Annotated in this window: 15 protein-coding genes; 14 read left to right on the plus strand and 1 reads right to left on the minus strand. The window is 43.9% G+C overall.

Annotated features, from left to right (window positions below):
* The first annotated feature begins 361 nt into the window (after positions 1 to 361).
* The 14 genes from AC0L13_RS03765 to AC0L13_RS03830 all read left to right on the plus strand — a co-directional run bounded on the left by AC0L13_RS03765 (position 362) and on the right by AC0L13_RS03830 (position 20,463).
* A complete protein-coding gene (locus tag AC0L13_RS03765; protein ID WP_473644120.1) occupies positions 362 to 937 on the plus strand; it encodes an NEAT domain-containing protein in 576 nt (191 codons plus the stop codon).
* An 18-nt stretch (positions 938 to 955) separates the two neighbouring features.
* Complete coding sequence (locus AC0L13_RS03770; protein ID WP_473644122.1) at positions 956 to 2,473, plus strand: NEAT domain-containing protein; 1,518 nt, start codon at positions 956 to 958, stop codon at positions 2,471 to 2,473.
* Between the two features lie 70 nt (positions 2,474 to 2,543).
* Positions 2,544 to 3,509, plus strand: coding sequence for an NEAT domain-containing protein (locus AC0L13_RS03775; protein WP_473644124.1), 966 nt, complete (start codon positions 2,544 to 2,546; stop codon positions 3,507 to 3,509).
* A 15-nt stretch (positions 3,510 to 3,524) separates the two neighbouring features.
* Positions 3,525 to 4,406 (plus strand): heme ABC transporter substrate-binding protein IsdE, encoded by an 882-nt coding sequence (isdE, locus tag AC0L13_RS03780; protein WP_473644126.1) that lies wholly within the window; start codon positions 3,525 to 3,527, stop codon positions 4,404 to 4,406.
* 14 nt (positions 4,407 to 4,420) lie between these two features.
* A complete protein-coding gene (locus tag AC0L13_RS03785) occupies positions 4,421 to 5,413 on the plus strand; it encodes a FecCD family ABC transporter permease (protein ID WP_473646834.1) in 993 nt (330 codons plus the stop codon).
* Positions 5,403 to 6,173, plus strand: a complete 771-nt coding sequence (locus tag AC0L13_RS03790) for an ABC transporter ATP-binding protein (RefSeq protein ID WP_473644128.1) — start codon at positions 5,403 to 5,405, stop codon at positions 6,171 to 6,173. The genes AC0L13_RS03785 and AC0L13_RS03790 overlap by 11 nt, the downstream gene beginning before the upstream one ends.
* A gap of 287 nt (positions 6,174 to 6,460) precedes the next feature.
* Positions 6,461 to 9,427 (plus strand): S-layer homology domain-containing protein, encoded by a 2,967-nt coding sequence (locus AC0L13_RS03795; protein WP_473644130.1) that lies wholly within the window; start codon positions 6,461 to 6,463, stop codon positions 9,425 to 9,427.
* A gap of 483 nt (positions 9,428 to 9,910) precedes the next feature.
* Entirely contained in the window at positions 9,911 to 11,788 is a 1,878-nt protein-coding gene (locus AC0L13_RS03800) for an NAD-dependent epimerase/dehydratase family protein (protein WP_473644133.1), read from the plus strand.
* Position 11,789: 1 nt separating this feature from the next.
* Positions 11,790 to 12,707, plus strand: coding sequence for a hypothetical protein (locus tag AC0L13_RS03805; protein ID WP_473644135.1), 918 nt, complete (start codon positions 11,790 to 11,792; stop codon positions 12,705 to 12,707).
* Positions 12,688 to 14,520, plus strand: coding sequence for a DUF2194 domain-containing protein (locus AC0L13_RS03810; protein ID WP_473644137.1), 1,833 nt, complete (start codon positions 12,688 to 12,690; stop codon positions 14,518 to 14,520). The genes AC0L13_RS03805 and AC0L13_RS03810 overlap by 20 nt, the downstream gene beginning before the upstream one ends.
* A gap of 4 nt (positions 14,521 to 14,524) precedes the next feature.
* A complete protein-coding gene (pelF, locus tag AC0L13_RS03815) occupies positions 14,525 to 15,934 on the plus strand; it encodes a GT4 family glycosyltransferase PelF (RefSeq protein ID WP_473644139.1) in 1,410 nt (469 codons plus the stop codon).
* A 2-nt stretch (positions 15,935 to 15,936) separates the two neighbouring features.
* On the plus strand, positions 15,937 to 19,050 hold the full coding sequence (gene pelG / locus AC0L13_RS03820; protein WP_473644141.1) for an exopolysaccharide Pel transporter PelG: 3,114 nt from the start codon (positions 15,937 to 15,939) through the stop codon (positions 19,048 to 19,050).
* A gap of 1 nt (position 19,051) precedes the next feature.
* Positions 19,052 to 19,762 carry a polyphosphate polymerase domain-containing protein gene (locus tag AC0L13_RS03825; protein ID WP_473644143.1) on the plus strand — a complete coding sequence of 237 codons (711 nt, stop codon included), beginning with the start codon at positions 19,052 to 19,054 and terminating at the stop codon, positions 19,760 to 19,762.
* Positions 19,763 to 19,782: 20 nt separating this feature from the next.
* A complete protein-coding gene (locus AC0L13_RS03830; protein WP_473644145.1) occupies positions 19,783 to 20,463 on the plus strand; it encodes a DUF4956 domain-containing protein in 681 nt (226 codons plus the stop codon).
* 219 nt (positions 20,464 to 20,682) lie between these two features.
* Here AC0L13_RS03830 and AC0L13_RS03835 read toward each other — a convergent pair whose 3' ends face one another.
* Positions 20,683 to 22,101, minus strand: coding sequence for a DUF6612 family protein (locus tag AC0L13_RS03835; RefSeq protein WP_473644147.1), 1,419 nt, complete (start codon positions 22,099 to 22,101; stop codon positions 20,683 to 20,685).
* Between the last annotated feature and the right edge of the window lie 194 nt (positions 22,102 to 22,295).

A 22,295-nucleotide genomic window follows, 5' to 3' on the forward strand; every position in this document is an offset into this window, starting at 1 on the left:
AATTTAAGATGCAGAGAAGTGTGTAATAAAGTCTTAAAATAAGCATTACAAAGCCTTTCTTACAGTTGTTGAAAATAGTTTTAAAAAAATTAAAAACTGGTTCTTCTTAAAAGGGCTTTTGATTATTTTTAAAAATAAAAACGTTTGATAACGGTTGACTTCCTTTTGGATTTTTATCTTTCGAATTGAGTTGTCATAAGCACGGTGCAAAGAAGCCGATATAATAATCCGTCACATTTCATTCCTTTTTATGTGAACAATGTGTGAATATTGGTGAGGGGGCTTTTAAAAGGGGGGCTCTTGTCCTATGATAAGAATGTAATAATTGATAACAGTTCTCACTAGTGGGAGAGGAGTTTGCATGAGGAGACGGGTGGCGCCTTGGTTTGGTGCTGTTATACTGCTGTGGGCGTTATCGGCTGTGCCTGTGGTGGCGGAGTCGTTGTCCGACGGTGTATATGCAGTGGAGTATGAGCTGCTGCAGGGCGATTCGGATTCGGTGTCGATTGCAAATGATTATTTCGAGAAGCCAGCGTTGTTAAAGGTGGATGGCGACAACCAGGTTTTGCAGTTGACGTTGAATCATAGTAAGTGGGTTCAACAATTGCAGGAAAAAAGCGGCGATAGTTTTATAGACGCGAAAGTCGTTGCGGAGGATGTAGAGGCGGATACGCGCGTTATTGAGCTGAATGTGGACGGCGAGTTGGCTGAGCCATTCCCAGTGAAGATGCATGTAGTGATCGATGAGTTGGAGATTCCTTATGATCACTCATACACGGTGCGTGTTGCGGTTGATGTGGATTCCTCGAAGGAAACGGACCAGCAATGGGTTGAATCCGTAAGTGAAGGCAGTAAAATTTGGTTTTATATTGCGACTGCGATAGTTGTTATAGTTGGGATTTTTGTTGCTATGAAATTACTACGGTCGAAAAAGTAGAAAAGGAGATTACAAAGTATGAAGAAGAATTTAATGGTTTTATTCTCAGCGATGTTGCTGATCTTTACAGCTATGCCTGCACTTCCAGCAGCAGCTGCTGAAGTGACTGCTGAACAGGAGGCGTCTTATGAGCTTCCTTTCAAAGTATTGCAAGAAGATAAGGACGAGGTTTCTGTAGCAGGTAAATATGTGAAAAGCCCAGCACAAGTGAAAGTGGAAGATGGTAAGGCGTTCGTCTACATAACACTTTTGGATAGCCAATATTGGCAATCGTTGAAGATCCAAGATGGCGACAAATATGTTGACGCTGAAGTTGTTAGCGAAAACGAAGAAGAGAAAACACGTGTTGTGAAGTTTGAATTAAAAGATGTTGAACAAATATTAAATGCAAAAGCGCATATTATTGTGACAGGAATTCCTGGTCTTGGTGAGTATGATCAAACGCATGACATCCGTTTCCAATTCGACGGAAGCAATGTTCCAGCTGAAGAAGAAGGAACTGAAGTAGAAGAAACACCAGAAACTCCTGAAGCACCTGCAGCAATTGAAGAAGGCGAGTACACAATTGATTTCAAAGTGTTGCATGCAACAGAAGATAAAGAGTCTGCAGGCATGGCACGTTTTATTGAAACGCCAGCAGCATTGTCTGTGAAAGACGACAAGCAAGTCGTTTCATTCGCATTGACAAACAACGAGCAAATCACTGAGTTCCAAGTTGAGCAAGATGGCGAATTCGTCGACGCGACAGTAGTAAGTGTCGATGAAGAAGCAAACAAACGCGTTGTTTCTTTCGAAGTTGCTGATATCACAAAAATTATGAACGCGAAAGTAACGGTTTTCGTTGCGGAAGCTAACCACACTGGAAATTACACAGTTCGCCTTGCATTCGACAAAGACAGCGTTAAACCAGTAGCGACTGAAACACCTGAAACTCCGGAACAGCCTGAGCAACCAGAACAACCGGAAGAGGAAGTAACGGTTTCATTCAAAGATATCGAGAAAACATGGGCAAAACCATATATCGAAGCACTAGCTGCGAAGCAAATCGTCAAAGGAAAATCATCTGAAACATTTGCGCCAAATGACAAAATTACGAGAGCTCAATTCGCATTGATCATCTCTCGTGCATTGGACCTTGAAAAGCAAGAATTCCAAGGAACTTTCTCTGATGTAACGAAAGAAATGGAAGGCTTCGTATATGAAGTGGAAGCAGCGAACCGTGCTGGAATTATTAAAGGTGATGCAGGGAAATTCAACCCGAATGCAGCGATCACTCGTCAGCAAATGGCAACGATGATCGTCCGTGCAATCGAATATAAAAATGGTTCTGCATTAGAAAACGTAGAAACAACTGTTAAATTCGCAGATGCAGCTCAAGTGAGCGACTATGCAAAAGACGCTGTTCAATTGGCAGTTGGTCTTGGCATTATTGACGGCGATGTTGTGAAAGGCGAGAAAGTGTTTGCGCCGAAAGCAAACGCAACTCGTGCTCATGCAGTTAAAATGGTTTACAACATGCTTGAAACAGTTCAATAATTTTCGCACGGATGCCGGCGTCACGCTTATTGTGACAGCCGGCGTTGTGTGTGGAGCGAAGGAGTTTAAAATGAAAAGACATTTGATTGTAGCAATGACGCTTTTCTTGGTCACGGTGCTTTTCATTCCAATCATGCCGCAAAAAGCGGCTGCTGCAACGTTTGCGGATGGGGAATATACTGTCCCGTTCACTGTGTTGAAGGATAATAGCAACGAACAATCCACAACGGCGGACTACATGGTGAGCCCTGCGAAAGTGCAGTTGGCGAACGATAAGGCGACTGTGACGGTCACATTGAAAAACAGCTCGTGGTGGCAATATTTCAAAGTGCAAAACGGCGGTAGTTTTTCGGATGTGAAAGTGGTGAGCGAATCAGGTGATACACGAGTCGTGCGATTTACGGTTTCGGATTTGACGAAGTTGGTCAATGCCAAAATCCATATTATCGTGACAGGCATTCCTGGATTTGAATATGACAATAAATACGATATCCGCTTCAGCTTCAATACGTCTTCCATCCCGGCTCCTCCGGTGGAAAAACCGGTAGCGACACCGCCTCCTGCTAAGGAAACGAAGCCGGAAACGCCGAAGAAGAACGAAGCGAAGCCGGTTCAAAAGCAGGAACAAAAGCCAGCTCAAAAGCCTGCGGAGAATAAAACCGAGACAGCAAAAACGACTGAGAACGTAACGAAAGCAGAAGAGAAATTGACTGTGACTGAATCTGAAAAAGATAAGGCTGAGCAATCCGAAGCAAAATCGGAAGACGCGACTGAAGTGAATACGGAAGATGAAGATGCAGCAGATACAGAAGAGGATGCTGTGTCTGAAGAAGCTGATGCTGCGAATGACGAAGAACTTGAAGAACAGGAAGAAGACGCAGTTGAAGAAGTTGCAGTTGAAGAAGTTGCAGTTGAAGATGTAAAAGATGAAAAAGAAGAATCTTCGACAGGCACATTCGTTTTGATAGCTGCAATTACTGCGGTCATTGTTGCCGCGATCGTATTTGCTTTAGCAAGGAAACGTGCTCGAAAATAAGGGAGTTGTGCTGGAATGAAAAAAGCGATCGGCCTTTTCGGCTTGGTGGTAAGTGTCATGCTTGCCAGCTGTTCTGCGAATGCCGGAGATCAGGCGAATGAACAAAACGGCGAGCAGGACGGCGATCGAATCGTTGCAACGACTGTCGCGCTGACAGAAATCATGGACGCCCTTGACATCGATTTGGTCGGCGTACCGTCGAGTTACAAGGATTTGCCGGAACGCTATGCGAATGCGAAGGAAGTCGGTAATCCAATGAGCCCGGACATGGAAATGCTGTTGTCGTTGAAGCCGACGGAAATTTATTCGGTGACAACGTTGAAATATGACTTGCAAGAAATGTTTGAGGAACGCGGGATCGATATGACGTATGCGAATCTCGAAAGCATCGACGCGATGCACGAAGAAATCTTGAAAATCGGTGAGAAATACGATCGGATGGAGCAGGCAGAAGCGATTGTGGCACAATTCGAGGACAAGGCTGCTGAAATCGAAAAAGCGATTGAAGGGAAAGAGAAGCCTTCTGTACTCATTCTCATGGGGATTCCGGGCAGCTATTTGGTGGGAACGGAGCATTCGTATATCGGGGATCTCGTCAAGCGGGCTGGCGGCGTCAATGTCATTACAGGCGAGGATGTTGAATTTATTTCTTCTAATACGGAATTCTTGCAGCAGACGAATCCGGATGTCATTTTACGGGCGGCACACGGAATGCCTGAGGAAGTGATCAAGATGTTTGATGAGGAGTTCCGGACGAATGATGTGTGGAAGCATTTTAATGCGGTGAAAAATGGGCGTGTTTATGATTTGGAGGAGACGCTGTTCGGCACGACAGGCAATTTGGCCGCGGCAGAAGCGTTGGATGAGTTAATGAACATGCTGCATGAAGAGAAATGAAGGCAGGTAAAATCATGTCGGGATTCAATCGGAAAAGCATCAGTTTTATAGTTGTTGCGCTTCTTTTAGTGATCGTTTTCGTCCAATCTGCATTGACAGGCAGCATCTCGGTGACGCCTTTCGAATTAATTCACGGGCTGTTGACGGGAACGAACGATGATGTCGCCATCATTAAAGACTTGCGGTTGCCTCGGATTTTGATCGCGGTATTTGCGGGAGCTGCTTTGTCGGTGGCGGGCGTTTTGCTGCAGGCAGTCATGCGAAATCCGTTGGCGGATCCTGGCATCATCGGAGTTTCCGCAGGAGCGAGCTTCATGTCTGTGCTGGTGATCGCGATGTTCCCGGCATTATTCTTTTTTGTTCCTTTGTTCGCATTTATCGGCGGTGCGCTGGCGTTTTTCTTAGTATATTCATTATCGTGGAAGTCGGGCTTGGACCCGCTGCGGATGATTTTAATCGGTATTGCGGTCAACGCGTTATTCACTGGATTAGGTCAGGCAATCGGATTTAGCGGGAACGGCATTACACAGTCGGTGAGTCAAGTGACGACTTCGACGTTGACGATGAAAAAATGGAGCGAAGTGGAAGTGATCGCGCTTTATGGGACGATCGGACTTTTGCTGTCGTTTTTCGTATATAGATGGTGCAATTATTTATCCCTTGAGGATCGGACGGCGAAAAGCCTTGGCGTTAATGTGAATATGGCGAGATTTGTCATTTCGATCATTGCGGTTTTATTGGCTTCGATTGCGACGACAGTGGCGGGCATGTTCGCTTTTGTCGGTTTATTGGTTCCACATATCGGCAGAACACTCGTCGGCAACGACCATAAAGTGTTGATCCCGTTTTCCGCGTTGGCAGGTGCGCTGTTGATTTTATTGGCGGACACGTTAGGAAGGACATTGATCGCACCGAATGAAATTCCAGCTTCCATTATCATGGCAGTGATCGGTGGGCCATTCCTCATATTCTTGCTACGAAAGAGTGATCGCATTTATGGACATTAAGGAAGTCACATTTTCATACGACAAGAAGAGTGATACTTTGCAAAGAATCGACAGTTCAATCGATATCGGCAAAGTGACGACGATCATCGGGCCGAATGGTTGTGGGAAATCAACGTTGTTGGGTGTCCTGTCGAATCATCATCAGCCGCAAAATGGGGATGTGTTGTTAGACGGGAAATCGTTGCGCGAATTCAAACCGAAGGAGTTAGCGAAGCGGTTAGCGGTCGTCCATCAGCAAAACAACGCCCCTTCCGATATGACGGTCGAAAAGCTGACCGCGTATGGGCGGATTCCGTATCAAAGCTTTTTTGCGTCAAGTACGAAAGAGGATGAAGAGGCGATTGAATGGGCGCTCACAAGCACGAATTTGCTTGATAAGCGGCATATGCCGATCGACAGCCTATCCGGCGGGCAAATGCAGCGGGTTTGGATCGCCATGGCGCTCACTCAGCAAACGCCGTATTTATTTTTAGACGAACCGACGACGTATTTAGATATCTATTATCAGTATGAGCTGCTCGAACTCGTTCGTAGTTTAAATAAACAACACGGCATTTCCATCGTCATGGTATTGCATGACATCAACCAAGCCATCAAATACAGCGACGTCATCATCGTCATGAAAGACGGGCAAATCGCTGCTAAAGGCAAACCGGAGGAAATCATCACAGCAGACCTTATCCAGGACATATATGGCGTTAATGTCGTTGTCAAACACGACCCAGCCGCAGGAATGTACATTGTGCCAGTGGGAATTTAATGGTTTTAAATGATGCCAGTGCGGTAAAAGACTCTGATTATGAACTACAATTATATAGACAAAAACAAGAAGTCAATCAAATTAATACTTGGTTGGCTTCTTTTTATATTTATATACGAAATAATGAATTGTTATAAAAGCACCATGCATATGCAACGCCACAATTAAGTTCTGCATTGCATGAATTTTCCACTTAACTTATACTAGTAATAGCTGACTAGCTTGGTAGATTGTGAGAGAAAGTACAGTATACATACTTTATTCAATACAAATTGGAGGCGTAGATTATGAAGAAGAATAGTAAAGCGAAGATGTTTACAGCGGCATTGGCGACTACGGTTGCAGCATCAGGGGTTGTTGCAGTTGCGCCTGTGTCAGTGAAAGCGGAGACACCGTCGTTTTCGGATGTAAGAGATATTCCAAGTCATCATTTTTATGATGCAGTTATGAAATATACGGCGGCTGGCATGATGAGCGGATATTCGGACGGAACGTTCAAGCCGGGGCAGAACATTACACGGCAAGATGCGGCAAAGCTTTTGGCGATGGTACTTGATTTGGATACGAAAAATGTTAGTGATCCGGGCTTTACGGATGTTAGCAAGACAAGCCCTTACTATGGCTACATTGCTGCGCTTGTCGAAGAGGGAATCATTTCAGGCTATGAGGACAATACATTCAAACCGCATGATAGTCTGACGAGAGCCCAAATGGCGAAAATTATCGTACTTGGCTTTAGCTTAGAGGAGATGGAGTCCGTTCATCTGCCATTCAGCGATATAAACAGCAAGCAGTGGCATGTTGACTTTGTTCGTTCACTCTATGCGCATGAAATTACGACAGGCACGACATCGACTACTTTTTCGCCAAATGCATTCGTGACTCGTGGCCAAATGGCTTCATTCGTCTTCAGAAGCGAAGCATTTGTTGTTCCGAAAGTGGATGAAGATCAAGTGGCAGTAGATGCAGCGGCTGATCAATTAAAAGCGGGTGCTGTCACCGTTTCACGTGGTCCTTTGGCGACAGAAGAAAATAAACTAGCAGCTGTTCAAAAATATGCCGAGTCCTTAATTACTGAAAAAGATGTCACCGCGAAAGTGGGTCAAGGAAAAACGGCAGGAAACTATATCGTTACATTGACAAAAGGCGAGGCGACAGCGGAAAAAACACTCGCCATCACTTTCGACTATGCAGCGGATGACCGCTTTGTCACTGACGTGAAGACGATCAGCTCGAAGCAAGTGGAAGTGAAATTTGCAACACCTGTCACGAAATCTACGGTGCTTGATTCCTCCAATAACATTCGTAATATCACATTTACGATGGTATCTGGATCGACTGTAAACCCAGGTCAGCTAACTGGCTCTTTGTCCGAAGACGGGAAAACGTTGACGATTACGGCACAATGGGTATTTGACGGGGAATATGCAGTAAAAACGACGGAAGCAATTCAAGCCACAGCTGGTGGGAAATTCGAGGAATACACCGCAATTCTGAAGGCGAAAGATGATATTGCACCGAAATTCGTGTCGGGATCAGCAACTGCGAAAACTTCGACTAATCTATTCTCCGTGCTATTTGATGAACCGGTCAGTGCTTCAGGCGTAATCGCTTATGTGAATGATGTTGCGGCAACAGTAGCAAACGATCCTTCCAACCCGAACCGTTTGAATGTAACTGCAAGTAAACAAATTGCAGCCGGAACAACAGCGACCGTTAAACTGCTGAACGTGAAGGACTATAAAAATAATTTTGCATCTCCAAATCCAGTGGAAGCATCCATTACGATTACAGCGGATACAGTTGCACCGACTGTTAAAGACGTCAAAGTGATTGGCGAAAATCGGGTAGAAGTGACTTATGATAAGGAAATGAACATCACTTCGTTCAATGGGAAAGCGCGTCTTGTCCAGTCGAATGGCACGGTCATGAACTTGAAGGCGGAAGCTGGGAAGGACGCAAAGACGGTTGTCCTGACTGGGACGGGCACATCATATCGAGATTCGTACAACGCGGTCCTCTTCATTGATGCTGACGTGAAAGATACTGTTGGTAACAGCGCGGTTCTTTATTCAACGAACGTGACACTAACAAGGGATACGACAGCACCTTCATTCACAATGATTGAATATAAAAACGGCAAAATTGTGGCGAGTTTTACTGAAGATATTGATGCGGGCGGAAATAGTAAAATCATGCTAATTGATCAACGAACGGGTGTGGCTAGAGATTTCAATCTAATTTATAGCGGCCGCTATCAAAATACAGTAATTGCCAATAATACACTCACGATCAATGAGCCTTTGTCAAACGGAACATATCAATTACGTTTGCCGGCTAATACAGTCCGGGATAAAGCTGGCATTCCGAATCCAAATGCGGTCGTGAATCAAACATTCGTTGTGGAAAATGCAGCTTCGTATGACGGTACGCGTCCAGTTGTGGGGCTAGTCACAAACGGTTCGCCGAAAGATGCTTATAATGGGGAGCAAGTTGCAGCTTATACAGTAAGTGATGCAGACAGCGGTGTAAACTTGGAAACTGTGCAAGATATTAATAACTATACGTGGGATGGAAAAGCATTGCCGGTTGGTTCGTATGTGACGACTAAAATCACAGGTACGGCTGACCGAGCAACATCAGTTGATGTAACAATTCACGTTCCATCTTCAGGTATTTCTACGTCCCAAAGTGCTCTGTTCACTGTCAATAATATTCGTGACAATGCAGGGAATACGATTGCCGCACCAGGAAGTGGAAGTGTCTACTTTGTAAGCGGTGTTCAACCTGAGCTCGTTTCCGCAACGATTGGATATAATGACGGATCGATTCAGCTGAGTTTTAATAGATCAATTTCGATTCCTTCATTGGATAAACACGATCTTGCTATCACGATAAATGGACAGGCTTTGCCCACTGGATCTATCGTGTCGGTCATTCCAATGAACTCCGAAGCTGATACATTTGCAGTAAAAATCAGGGCTTCGGTTGCGAATGATGACACTTATAATTATAGAACTAGTGACATAATCTATATAGATACAAATGGGAATGGTAAATATGAAAACGGAGATATTCTACTGGATGTCTTGGATTTCAGAACATACTCCCGAAATGATAGCAATGTAGTGCCCAACCTATATTCAAATTATGTATACGATGTAAGAGTCTCAATTGTCTACGACCGTAATTCACCTGTACAAGATACTCAAGGAAATAACGTAATCTTCGGCCGAGATGTTATAGTGAATTGAAAATTGGAAACCTTAAAACCGGTGCCTGTGCAACGAACAGTTAAGACATTCACTACAATTGCATAATCTATATTTCAGAAACCAATCAAATCAACGTTTGATTGGTTTTTTGAATTAGTATACATAAATGGGTATTGTCATAATTGCTACTTACACAGGCACCGACACAATTCAGCTAATGCACTGAATCAGGAAGTCATCCAAAATAATATTTGGTTGGCTTCCTTTTATATTTACATACATATGGATGAATTGTCATAAATGCACCATGCACAAACACGAACTAAAGAGGCACCTACTAAGGCGATTGCACCATGGTAGGTACCGGCTCTTGCCCTTTGATGGGCTTTTTAAAATCATAACCTGTAATAGTCCTATTTTAAATTACTCGTTCATATAGTATGGGAGGTTTGGTGGTTCCTCAGTGTCTTGTGTTGGTAAGTTAGTAGGAAACAATATTATTCAATTGTAGAAGGTGACTGGATGAAGGTACTGATTACGGGTGGGTATGGGTTTATCGGGTCGCATGTGGCTGATCGGTTTTACAAAGAGGGATATGAGGTCTACATTATTGATGATTTCTCTGAGGGCAGGCGGGAGAGAGTAGCATGTAAGCATAAAAGCTATAATCTTTCTGTCGAAGATGCAGCATGTGAGGAAGTGTTCCGGTCTTTTCCTTTCGATGTTGTCGTTCATTTGGCGGCGCAGGCTAGTGTGCATACCTCAATGAAGGATCCGAAGGCCGATGCGGAGAGTAATGTGCTTGGTCTTGTGAATATGCTGGTCCTTGCGGAAAAGTACAAGGTTAGCAAGTTTCTTTTTGCTTCAACCGCGGCAGTTTACGGGGCACGGGACAAAGTTCCTTTGACGGAGGAGGATGCGGCCAATCCGATTTCCCCATATGGGATGAGTAAATGGACAGGGGAATCTTATTGTGCGAAATGGAAAGAGTTGTACGGTTTGGATACGGTCAGCTTCCGGTTTTCAAATGTGTATGGACCTCGGCAAGGGGGCGAAGGCGAAGCAGGTGTGGTAGCCAAATTCCATTCTTGTTTGTTAAAAGGTCGTCCTTTGGCAATTTTCGGCGATGGAGAACAGACAAGGGATTTCATTTACGTGGAAGATGTAGCAGATGTATTGTTTCGGGCGTCCCATTCAGATTTGACGGGTGTTTATAACATATCGACAAATTCCGAAACGAGCGTCAATACTCTTGCCTCAACACTTATTTCCTTGCACGGCTCGGGTGAAATAGAGTATCGGCCGAAACGTGAAGGGGATATTCGGCGTTCCTTCTTAAGTAATGAAAAATTGAGGAACCATCTCGATTGGGCGCCTCTTTATGATTTAGAGCAAGGGCTTAAGCGGACATATATGTATTTTAAGACGCAACATGAAAAGGAAGAAAAGAAAGAAGCACGCAAAACAGGCAGGTTCCTATCGTCAATAGCAGTTCAGTCCGCCAAGCCATATATCGAGAACATGCTTGCTTTTTTGATAGTTGCTTTGCTCTTTATGAATGGGGATCTAGGACTGCAACAGTCAATCGGCGTAGCTGTCGTCATTTATATCGTCGTGCTCGGCATCCTTTACGGCAAACGTCAGGCAGTGCTCGCAGCAGGCTTATCAATCCTGCTCATACTGTATGGTCGTTTATCACAAGGACGAGAATTTATTTCGCTTTTATATGACACTGCGTTTTTATTTCAGGCAATCCTTTATTTATTCATCGCACTTGTCATTGGATACGCAATTCAGAGGAAAAATAATATCATTTTGACGCAAAGGGAACAGGTACGCAATTTAGACTTGAAATATGACTTGTTGAATGAAGTGCATGAGGACGTATTGGATGTAAAAAATGCTTTGCGGCATAGGATTTTGACAGACGAAGATAGCTTTGGAAAAGTGCATTCTCTTTTAAAGGAACTGGATGGATTGGATCCGCAAACAGTGTATTTGCAAACCGTGCATGTCGTACAGGAAGTGCTTAATGCAAAAGAAGTATTCCTCCTCCTATTAAGTGAAGATCGTCGGTACGCCCGGCTTATCGCCCGATCGGGTCACGTAATGGTAGCGAGTTTGACCTCTAGAAAAGTTAACGATCATGCCTTTCTTCGACATGTCCTCGAGAAGGAATCTTTATTTGTGAATAAAAAATTGGATCCCTCCGCACCTATGATGGCAGCCCCTATCCGTCTTGACGGGAAAATCGCGGCAATTGTTTGCGCCAAAGGAATCGACTTCGACCATATGTCACTCTATATGGAAAATGTGCTGACGATTGTAGCGGACATGGCAGGAACCGCTTTGTCCCGCGCATTAATATTCACCGAAACGAGGGCGGGAGGAGGGAATTGATATGTTTTACATCTATGCTGTGTACACATTCGTTTCGGCTTTACTCCTCGCCATATTGCATCGCCACTCAAGGAAAGAATGGATGCTTGGATTCATAGTTGTTTCCCTGCTGCCTTTGATAGGCTGGGCATTCGCATTTGTTTGGCCGAAACGAGCAATCCGAAATGACGGCGACGAGTTCGGGCGCTACATGGCCAAGTTGGATGAAGATATCCTCGTTAAAGGAGAGGATATTTTCGAGAAGGTAAATAAAAGAAAAGAGCTTAATGCTGTTGCGATTGAAGAGGCTCTACTCATAAATGACCACACAACACGGAGAAAAATAATGATTGAAGTCCTTAAGGATGACGCGACCCAATACTTGGATGTCGTCAAGAAAGCTGTAGAAAATGAGGATACCGAAACGTCCCATTACGCTGTAAGTGCAATTATGGAAGTAAAGCGCAAACTGGCACTAGCAATCCGGCAGCTTGCCGAAGAGTTTGAAAGTAATCCCGATAATATAGAAGTTGCGTGTGACTACCGTGATGCTCTTAAGAAAAATATGGATAGCGGATTTATGGATGAACACACTCTCCGCATTTACCGGGAGCAATACATCGATGTCCTCGGAACGATAATTTCCAAAAATGACGGAGATACCGGAAAAGATTACGAGGAAAAAATACTTTGCGAAATTAGAAGTGGTACTTATAAGGAAGCGGAAAAGACCGGCAATGCGTATTTGCATCGGTATCCGGATAGAGAAGGCCCTTATTTACACTTGATAAAATTCTATTACACTATCAATTCACCTGAGGCGTTGCAAAGGATGATTCAAGCCGTCAAGGACTCCGAAGTTGTCTTGACGAACCGTGGAATCAAAATCATCAGGTATTGGTCGAAAGGGATAAACGCCTATGAAAGTGAACTTCGCTAGTAGTGTCTATATTGTCCTTTTTATGGTACTTGCATCAGGCATCTTCTTCCTCATTGCTCGTTCACAGTTCGTGCTGACATTTCAACAAAATGATGAGCTGCTCAGTCAAATGGATGAACTTCTCGCCGTAGTGGACAAAAAGGATGGAAGGGTGACCGAGGATGGGACCTCTCTTTATTGTATAGCGTTCTCGTCATCCGATGAATCGAGTATGAAGCTGAAAAATAATGCTGAGAAAACGTTAGGTCATATGAAACTTAACACACTTGAAATTGATATTGATTATGGAAAGCTTGATTACAAGGTTTGCGACGTCGTTCTTCTGGCGGTCAACCAACTTGGCAAGGCAGGAATTGCAGAAGATGTTGAAGAATTTGCTTTCAGTGGAGGTTATGTTTTATTCATGACTGCGTTGGAACCGGATCCCGAGTTTCTTGTCCTGTACCGTAAACTCGGCATATCCTCCTATGACTATCAAGTGAGTTCGTACGGCATCGAGCTCGTCTCCGATGTACTTATCGGAGAGAACGGTTGGAAAATTGACAACCAATTTATTTACAACTCCACTTTGCTCGTCTCGCTTGACGATTCTGCGAAGCTGCTTGCAAAAAGCCCGCAAGGCATTCCGCTTCTTTGGAAGACGGCATATGGTGAAGGGGCTTTTGTCGTCTTTAACGGGTCAATGCTCGAGGAAAAGTTGAATCGTGGTTTCCTAGCTGGGGCGCTAAGCATGCTGCAACCGGATTTCATGTACCCGATTTATAATTCGAAAGTGTTTTTCATAGACGATTTCCCTGCACCGATTGCAAAGGGAAGGAATTCTGCAATTTACGAGCAATACCGAAAAGATTTGCCAACGTTTTACAGGGACATCTGGTGGCCAAATATGCTCGAAACTGCTAAGAAATACAATTTAAAGTACACAGGCGTGCTGATCGAGACGTACGGGGATGACGTCAATCCACCTTATGTCTACCCAGTGGATGCGTCGCGGATGAACCTCATTTCCTATGGGCGTGAAATTATTAAGAGCGGGGGAGAGTTGGGAATCCATGGATACAATCACCAACCGCTCAATAGGAATACCGATATTGCTGCTCAGTTTGACTATCATGTTTGGGAGAATGAACAAAACATGGTCGCTTCCATCGAAGAAGTGTTGGACTTCACGGAAGCTTCGTTTCCGAATTACACCGTCGCTTCCTATGTACCTCCTTCCAATGTGCTTTCTGCTGAAGGAAGGGAGGCTCTTAAAAAGGCGTGGCCGGAATTGACGGTAATTGCTTCGCTTTTCGTCGAGGATCGGACAAATGCAGCGTATGTGCAGGAATATGAAATTGCGTCGGACGGAATTATTGAAATGCCGCGTGTCACCTCCGGATATACAGAAAGACCGTTTGACAGATGGGCGGAGGCAAATGTGATGACATCATTGGGTATTTACTCGAACTTCCTTCATCCAGATGATGCAATTAGTGAGGATAGAAGCTATAACATGACGTGGGAAGAAATTTACAAAGGGTACGAGGAGAATATGGCCAGAATTGAAAAGACCTATCCTTGGGTGCGAGCGATGACGGCGACAGAAGCGGCGCTTGAGATGGCGCGGGTAATGAAAACCGATATGAGATGGACAGTGAATGAGGCTGGAATTGAAGGGGAACTGTCCGGACAAGACGAGAACGTGTTTTTCATCTTACGGACAGAGCGCAAAATCGGCCGATTGACGAACTGTACAGTGAAACGGATCGATGAAGGCGTATTTCTAGTTACCGTATATGATAACCGGTTCAAACTGGAATTTGGAGGGTAATCGGATGAAAATCTGTTTGATTGCGGAAGGGTCATATCCTTACGTGGCAGGCGGCGTTTCGACATGGATTCAAACGCTGATGAAGGAGATGCCGGAGCATGAATTTATCATTTGCGCTATCAGTGCCGATTCGAAACGGAAAGGCAAGTACTTATATGAGCTGCCTTCAAACCTTGTTGAGGTGAAGGAAATCTGCCTGGATTCGTACGTAATGGAAAAAGGGAAGTGGGGAAGGCGATTCAAATTGCCGCGTGAGGATCTAGACAATATCGCTTCCCTAATTAGCGGGAATGAGTTGGCGGATTGGGGGCGTTTGTTTGATTTAATGCGAAGTGGCATGTTTGCAAACTCGTTGGATTTTCTATCGAGTAAGGACTATTTGGATATCGTGGAAAGATTAGCGGAAGAAACAGATCAACCTCTACCTTTCAATGATCTGTTTTGGACGGTCAATTCGATGATCTTGCCGCTAATCGTCACGGTTCGTGCGGACATTCCGGAAGCAGATTTATATCATAGCGTATCAACCGGCTACGCGGGCATGATTGGCGTGTTGGCTAAACATCTCCACGGAAAACCATTGCTGTTGACCGAGCATGGAATTTATTCCCGAGAGAGGGAAGAGGAGATCATTAAGGCTGATTGGGTCAAAGGTGAGTTCAAAGATTTGTGGATCCGCTATTTCTATACGTTGTCGAGCGCTATTTATAATGCGGCGGATGAAGTGATAACGCTTTTCCATCGCAATAAGGAAATCGAAGTAGAGATGGGATGTGCGGAGGAGAAAATCAGTATCATTCCGAATGGAGTCGAAATCGGAGACTATGCAGAACTTGAGGCTCCTCCTGATGACGGTATCATCCGTATTGGAGCGATTGTGCGGGTCGTTGCGATAAAAGATATTAAAACGATGATTCACAGTTTTGCACTCGTTGAAAAGGAAATTCCGAAAGCCGAACTCTATATAATGGGGCCAGTGAACGAGGAAAAGATGTATTACGAAGAATGCTTGCAGCTCGTAGCATCACTCGGTGTCAACAATATTATCTTCACGGGGCAGGTAAGTGTGAAGGAGTATATCGGCAAAATGGATATGGTCGTGTTGACGAGTATAAGTGAAGGGCAGCCATTGGCCATTTTGGAAGCGATGGCGAACGGGAAGCCGGTTGTCGCGACGAATGTCGGCAGCTGTAAAGAACTTCTATTAGGGAAGGCGGAAGACGATGAACCTGCCGGAATCATTTGCCCGGTTCTTCATTATGAACAGATTGCTGAAGCGCTTATGAAACTTTGCCATGATAGTAAACTGCGGAAGACGATGGGAAGGACCGGATATGAACGGGTCCATAAGGATTATAGGAAAAGTGCGTTCATCGAAAGGTACCGGACGTTGTATCAATCTTTAGGTAGGTGATTGTGTTGGCGGGAATCGGTTTTGAGCTTAGGAAATTATTTAAGGAAGAGGGTATCGTGAGGACTGTCAAAGCGTTCGGCTATTCGTCTGCGATGACGGCAGGACCGATGCTGCTTTGCATAGCCTTAGTGCTCGTGTTGAAAAAAATGATGGAACTATCCGGCGGTATACGCATGGAATCCGAGTTATTCATTGCGACGATGACGTACTGTTTCATCTTCTCGATCATTTTGACGAGTGGGATTGCTATGGTGTTGACACGGTTCGTTGCCGATAAGGTGTACGAAGGGGAATATGGGAAAATCATATCTTCCTTCTACGGAGCCCTTCTACTCACGCTTCCAATCGCCGCAATCGTTGGTTTTGTTTTTTTCAGCAGAGTTTCGGAAAGCGGCATCTACAAATTGGTTGCATACTTGATGTTCATGGAACTGGTTGTCATTTGGCTGCAAACGGTATACATGTCAGCATTGAAAGATTATGCGCGTATTTTTAGAAGCTTTGCAATCGGCTTTGCTGTCGCTATCCCAATTGGATGGCTGCTATTTACTTTTACGGATATGGAACGTGTCGTAATCGCGATTGGAGCATGTGTTATAGGGCTAGGTATTGTCGCAGCATTGCTCACCGCTCATATGGAGCAAGTGTTTCCACGTAGCAACTCAAGGCGTTATTTCACATTCATGTATTATTTCAAGAAATATCCTCTAATTTGCGTTGCCGGGGTATTCGTCTATTCCGGTGTGTTTGTCCAGAATTTTATTTATTGGCTGAGAACAGATGCCATGGTAGTGGCTGATCAATATCGGTTAATGCCTTTTTATGATCTTCCTGTATTTTATGCGTATTTATCTGTCGTTCCGTCGCTTGTCGTCTTTGTCGTCCTCGTTGAAACATCCTTCTATGAAAAGTATAAAATCTATTACACAAATGTTGTTGGAGGAGGCACATACGAACGGTTGAAGCGAGCAAAGGAATCGATGCAAAATTCGTTGGTAGCGGGAATCAGCTTATTGATTGAAGTGCAGTTGCTCTTCTCATTGTTATCGATTGCGCTCGGTCTAAAATGGTTGCCGAAAATCGGATTTACGATGGAGCAACTGGATCTGTTCGTTGTCCTCGTTCTTGGCTTTTTCTTCTTCATCCTTCTGTTCGTCATGCTCCACGCATTAATGTACTTTGATGATAAAAAAGGTGTCCTCATTTGCAGCGCTTTGTTTTTCATCCTCAATGCCGGCCTGACATATGGGGCAATGAAGTGGGGGATTGACGGCGGTGGATTGTTCGTTGCGGCAGTATTGGTAATGGGAGTAACATTGCTTCGGCTGTTATATGTGCTCCGCCATATCCACTATTATACGTTCTGTCCGCAGCCGCTCAAGACACTTAAAGCGGTTAAGGGAAAGAAGCGAATGCGCAGTTCCCTTTCTCTTTTTTTATTAGCTTTGGCGGGTATTGCGTTAGCAGGCTGTTCTCCTGATTCATCTCATCCGGAAGAATCAACAGCTTTCGTAGCTGGAGAAGCTAGTAGTGATATGTTTAATGAATTGAGCAGTTTGGAGGAAGATAAACGAATTTATGAACGGGACGTCGATGACTCTATCAAAACATTATATATTACGATTTGGCCCGATGAGCATACCGGTGGTGAGTCAGTCGACTGGTATGAAATGAACCGAATGACGGATCGCTACAGTGATGCAAATTTACGGGTTACAGTTGCCGAAGGTTTTGAGGATGGAGAAGGGCCACAATCTGGGATGTTCGGCTATGGGGCTGATTCCCCGAATGCCAAAATTAGCATACGGGGCAATTCGTCCCGCTATGCTGCGCAAAAATCATACAAAATTAAATTGTATGATGAAGCGGGATTGTGGCAGGATCAGCGAGTATTGAATTTCAACAAGCATACTGGCGATTTTTCTCGTGTACGGAATAAGCTATCTTTTGATTTGCTAGAAACCGTTCCGGATTTGACGAGTTTGAGAACTCAGTTCGTCCATTTGTATGTGAAGGATATGACAGCTCGGAATGCGAACAGCGCATATGAGGATTACGGTTTATACACCCATGTTGAGCAGGCTAACGGAAAATTCCTTAAGACACATTGGTTAGATCCTCATGGTTATCTATATAAAGTGACGTTCTTTGAGTTCCAGCGTTATCCCGATCAGATAAAACCAACGACATCCCCTTCGTACAATGAAGAGATGTTTGAATCTATACTTGAAATTAAAGGCAGAAATGAGCATGAAAAACTAATTGCAATGCTGGAAGATGTAAATGACATGAAGAAGCCGATCGAAGAAGTGATGGAAGCCCATTTCGACTTGGATAACTTTTTGACGTGGACCGCGGTCAACATTCTCATGGACAATATGGATACCGACGCGAATAATTTTTATTTATATTCCCCATTGAATTCGGACAAGTGGTACATCCTCCCATGGGATTATGATGGAGCATGGGAACACCAAAGGGAAAAAATGACCATCAGGCCGTATCAGGCGGGCATTAGCAACTATTGGGGCAATACGTTGCATAACCGCTTTTTCAGGACAGAGGAGCATGTTCAATTGCTCATAGATAAGGTCGAGGAAATGAAAACCTTTATAAATGCAGAATCAATTGAGGAGCAACTGACAAAATATACTCCGGTCGTAAAGCCATTTCTTTATAGAGAACCGGATATAAAGTACATGCCGGAAAAGATGGAATTGTACGAGATGGAGCTTCAGCAGATTATCGATACACCAGAACGTGCAGTTGAGCGATTTTTGGAGGATTTGCAAAAGCCGAAGCCGTTTTACATGGACGATGTGGAGGATGATGGTGAGAGGACCCTAACATTCTCTTGGCAAATTTCATTCGATTTGCAAGGAGATGATCTTTTCTATTCAGCAGCCGTAGCAAAGGATCCTTTATTCACAGAAATCATCCATACCGAAAAAGATTTGCGGACGAATCAATTTCAGATGGAAAGACCTGCTAACGGGATTTATTACTGGAAAGTGACAGTGAAGGATAGTAAAGGCAATGAGCAGACATCTTTCGACATGCATATGGACGAAGAAGGGGAATTTTACTACGGGATAAGGGAATTTGAGGTGGACTAGGATGTACTTTCAAGGAAAAAAACTTCGGAATGAGCTGAAGTATTACATTAATATTCAAGATTATCTCACCTTACGTTCAAAAATTTCCGCCATCCTTGAGATGGATGCCCATTCGATTACAAACGATGGTTACGGTATCCGAAGTCTATACTTTGACGGAATCCAAGATCATTCTTTATATGATAAAAACGATGGGATTTTCAATCGGGAAAAATATCGGATCCGGATTTATAACGGAAGTGACCGGGTTATCAATTTGGAGAGGAAAAGCAAGTATGGCAGCTATATCCACAAAGAAACTTCCCCGTTAAGCAGGGTGGAGTATGATTGCATTTTAGCGGGCGATTATGAGGTATTGGGTGATGATACGGATCCGTTGCGTCGCGACTTCTATCATGCTTTGGCATTCAGGAATTTCCAGCCGGGGGCGATAACAGATTATACGAGAGAAGCTTACGTGCATCACGCGGGCAATGTGAGAATCACTTTTGATAAACGGCTCGCGGCGGGAGTGAATGGAATGGATTTGTTTCATGACGGTTTAATTCTCCAGGAGGTGATCGGGCCTGGGCAGACAATCATGGAAGTGAAATTCGATGAATTTTTGCCAGACCATATAAGGCTCATCCTCCAGCCCGAAAACTTTGTGCGTTCTGCCATTTCGAAATACGTCATTTGTAGAGAGATGAATATATTCCATTATAAACAATAGTACCCGGGGGGCAGTATGGGATGAATGATGTGTTGAATTTTGATGATATTATAAAGAAAAGTGTATTGAGCCTAGATGTTTTTAAAAGTGTTTCCTATATCGACATGCTTTTCGGCTTTCTCTGCTCCTTTGCAATCGGTATGTTCATCTACTGGACGTATCGTCGATGCTTCCGGGGCGTCGTCTATAGTTATAATTACAACGTGTCATTCGTCCTAATGACAATGATAACGGCGATGATCATCATGACAATCAGTACGAATATCGTGCTCTCGCTCGGAATGGTAGGCGCACTCAGCATCGTGAGGTTCAGGACAGCTGTAAAGGATCCTCTCGACATCGTCTACATGTTTTGGGCGATATCGGCAGGCATTGCAAGTGGCGCAGCAATGTATCCACTCGCTCTCATCGGTTCCCTCGTCATCGGTTTCACACTTGCGGTACTTTCTAAGAAGAAACTCCGCCAACAATCATATCTACTCATCATCCGGCATGAGGAAACCGCGACTGATGAACTACGAGATCACTTGCGGAAACTGAACACAACGTTGAAATCCAAAAATGTCCGGAAAGGCTATATCGAACTGACTCTTGAACTAAAGCTACGCGACGACAACACAGCCTTCATGAAAAAAATTTCCGACACTGACGGCGTAGTCGAATGCTCGCTCATCAACTATAGCGGTGACTATGCACAGTGACCAATTATTTATAGCCGTGCATCATGGCGAATAGTTTTAAAAAAGCGAATCCATAATGAAAAATTTTTTGGTGCATGTGCAGTGAACAATTCTGACTGCTCACTACAATTGCATATTAAAAAACAGGAAGCCAACCGCATTAAACTTTGGTTGGCTTCCTGTTGCATTTATATGCATGATATTAAATAGTTATAAATATGCCTTGGACAGGCACCATTATTATTCTGCTTCGATTTCACTAAAATCAAGCTCTACAGCTTTTTCGATGACTTCGGCTGGTACTTTAATTGCCTCTACGTCATTGAATTTGCTGAATACGCCGTCGATCAGTTGCTTGATAGTGATTGTTTCGCCGTCCATCGACATTGTGATGATTGTTGTACCAGAAGTCGATTGTGGGAACAATGTCGCTTTATCGACTACTGTCACGACGAAGTATTTATCGATGTTGATGTTGAGCATGTCGAGGATTGACCCCATATCCACTTCAACATCTTCAAGGTTTTCTTCAACTGCTTCTTCATCAGCTACAACATCTTCAGTTTCTTCTTCAGTAGTAGCTTCTCCTTCAGCAGCGTCTTCCTCGGTAACAGTGCCTTCTTCAGTAGCCGCTTCTTCAACTGCTTCTTCAGTAGCAGGCTCTTCTTCAGTCACTGCTTCTTCCTCAGTTACCTCTTCCACAACAGTGCCTTCAGTGACGACAGAGTCAACACCTTCTGGAAGTAATCCTGAGAATAAAGACATTGCGTCATTCATCATTGTTTTGAATTCTTCGTTCGTCATCGTTTGTGTGATGATATAGACATCTTCGTATTCAAATACGTGGATGCCTTTCATGAATGCTTTCACCAGTTGCAATTGTGCAACAGGATCTACTTGAGTCGTGGAAGCTTCTAACATAACGTCAGATAGTTCTGCAGGAAGCTTTGTCCATTCCTCGCCATCGGATTGGAAGAAACCATCTTCTGTGAAATAAGCTTCAGTTGTAACTTCTTCTGCTTCTTCACCCATGTCGATCGTCATTTTCGACGTCATATGCAATGCGACTGGTTCTGTTGTCATGCTCATCGCCATATCCATTAGCATGTTCATCGAAAACTCTTCTGAACCTGTCGCTTCCATTGATTGGTCCAAAGTCAAGTTAGCTTCATAGCTTTGCAAGTCCGCACCCATTAACTTCTCAAGGAATGCATCGACATCTTGTACACGATTCGTTGTCACGTTCACTGTTTGCTCATCTTCAGAAACAGTTACATCAAAACCTTCCAATGAATCTAGGAAATCAGTTGAAATATAATTTCCATAGTTTCGTAACGTAAGCGGGAATACTTCATCCGTTGCTTTGCCATTCACACTGATCTGCTGATCTGCGATGTCAAAATCAAGCGTTAAGTATGAATTCGTCACGTTCAACTTACCAGTTGCTTCCTTCGTGACGTTAAAGCCCGCTTCTTGGAATAAATCATCCACCGGGATCAATACTTTGCCTTGGGACATGAATGGCTGCTCATAGCCTTCCACTTCCACTCCATCGACAACAAGCTTCAAAGTACCATCTTGAGCTGATGCCGTCATGCTTGGCCAAGCGAATGAAAGAACTAAAACAAACGCCAAGGCCCATGTTGCTAGTTTTCTCAACAACATAACCCCCTACAATATTTTTGCCCTAATAAAAAGATGGACATATTACTTATACGCAAACAATTGGTAAAAGTTTCAGGTTTTTTTGGATTATTTTTCTGCTACTTCTATTTAATTAGTAATCTCTGCCTAAACCATTTAGCTTATTTTTAAAAAATACTTCAGATATCGAAGTAAATAGCTATCTATAT

Source organism: Sporosarcina sp. QA0331 (assembly GCF_055808055.1).

Excerpts from the sequence above, each read along its gene's own strand:
- AC0L13_RS03810 (WP_473644137.1), top strand. The coding sequence starts at position 12,688 with ATGAAAGTGAACTTCGCTAGTAGTGTCTATATTGTCCTTTTTATGGTA.
- AC0L13_RS03775 (WP_473644124.1), top strand. The coding sequence starts at position 2,544 with ATGAAAAGACATTTGATTGTAGCAATGACGCTTTTCTTGGTCACGGTG.
- AC0L13_RS03830 (WP_473644145.1), top strand. The coding sequence starts at position 19,783 with ATGAATGATGTGTTGAATTTTGATGATATTATAAAGAAAAGTGTATTG.
- AC0L13_RS03795 (WP_473644130.1), top strand. The coding sequence starts at position 6,461 with ATGAAGAAGAATAGTAAAGCGAAGATGTTTACAGCGGCATTGGCGACT.
- AC0L13_RS03785 (WP_473646834.1), top strand. The coding sequence starts at position 4,421 with ATGTCGGGATTCAATCGGAAAAGCATCAGTTTTATAGTTGTTGCGCTT.
- AC0L13_RS03790 (WP_473644128.1), top strand. The coding sequence starts at position 5,403 with ATGGACATTAAGGAAGTCACATTTTCATACGACAAGAAGAGTGATACT.
- AC0L13_RS03770 (WP_473644122.1), top strand. The coding sequence starts at position 956 with ATGAAGAAGAATTTAATGGTTTTATTCTCAGCGATGTTGCTGATCTTT.
- AC0L13_RS03805 (WP_473644135.1), top strand. The coding sequence starts at position 11,790 with ATGTTTTACATCTATGCTGTGTACACATTCGTTTCGGCTTTACTCCTC.
- pelF (WP_473644139.1), top strand. The coding sequence starts at position 14,525 with ATGAAAATCTGTTTGATTGCGGAAGGGTCATATCCTTACGTGGCAGGC.
- isdE (WP_473644126.1), top strand. The coding sequence starts at position 3,525 with ATGAAAAAAGCGATCGGCCTTTTCGGCTTGGTGGTAAGTGTCATGCTT.
- AC0L13_RS03800 (WP_473644133.1), top strand. The coding sequence starts at position 9,911 with ATGAAGGTACTGATTACGGGTGGGTATGGGTTTATCGGGTCGCATGTG.
- AC0L13_RS03765 (WP_473644120.1), top strand. The coding sequence starts at position 362 with ATGAGGAGACGGGTGGCGCCTTGGTTTGGTGCTGTTATACTGCTGTGG.
- AC0L13_RS03825 (WP_473644143.1), top strand. The coding sequence starts at position 19,052 with ATGTACTTTCAAGGAAAAAAACTTCGGAATGAGCTGAAGTATTACATT.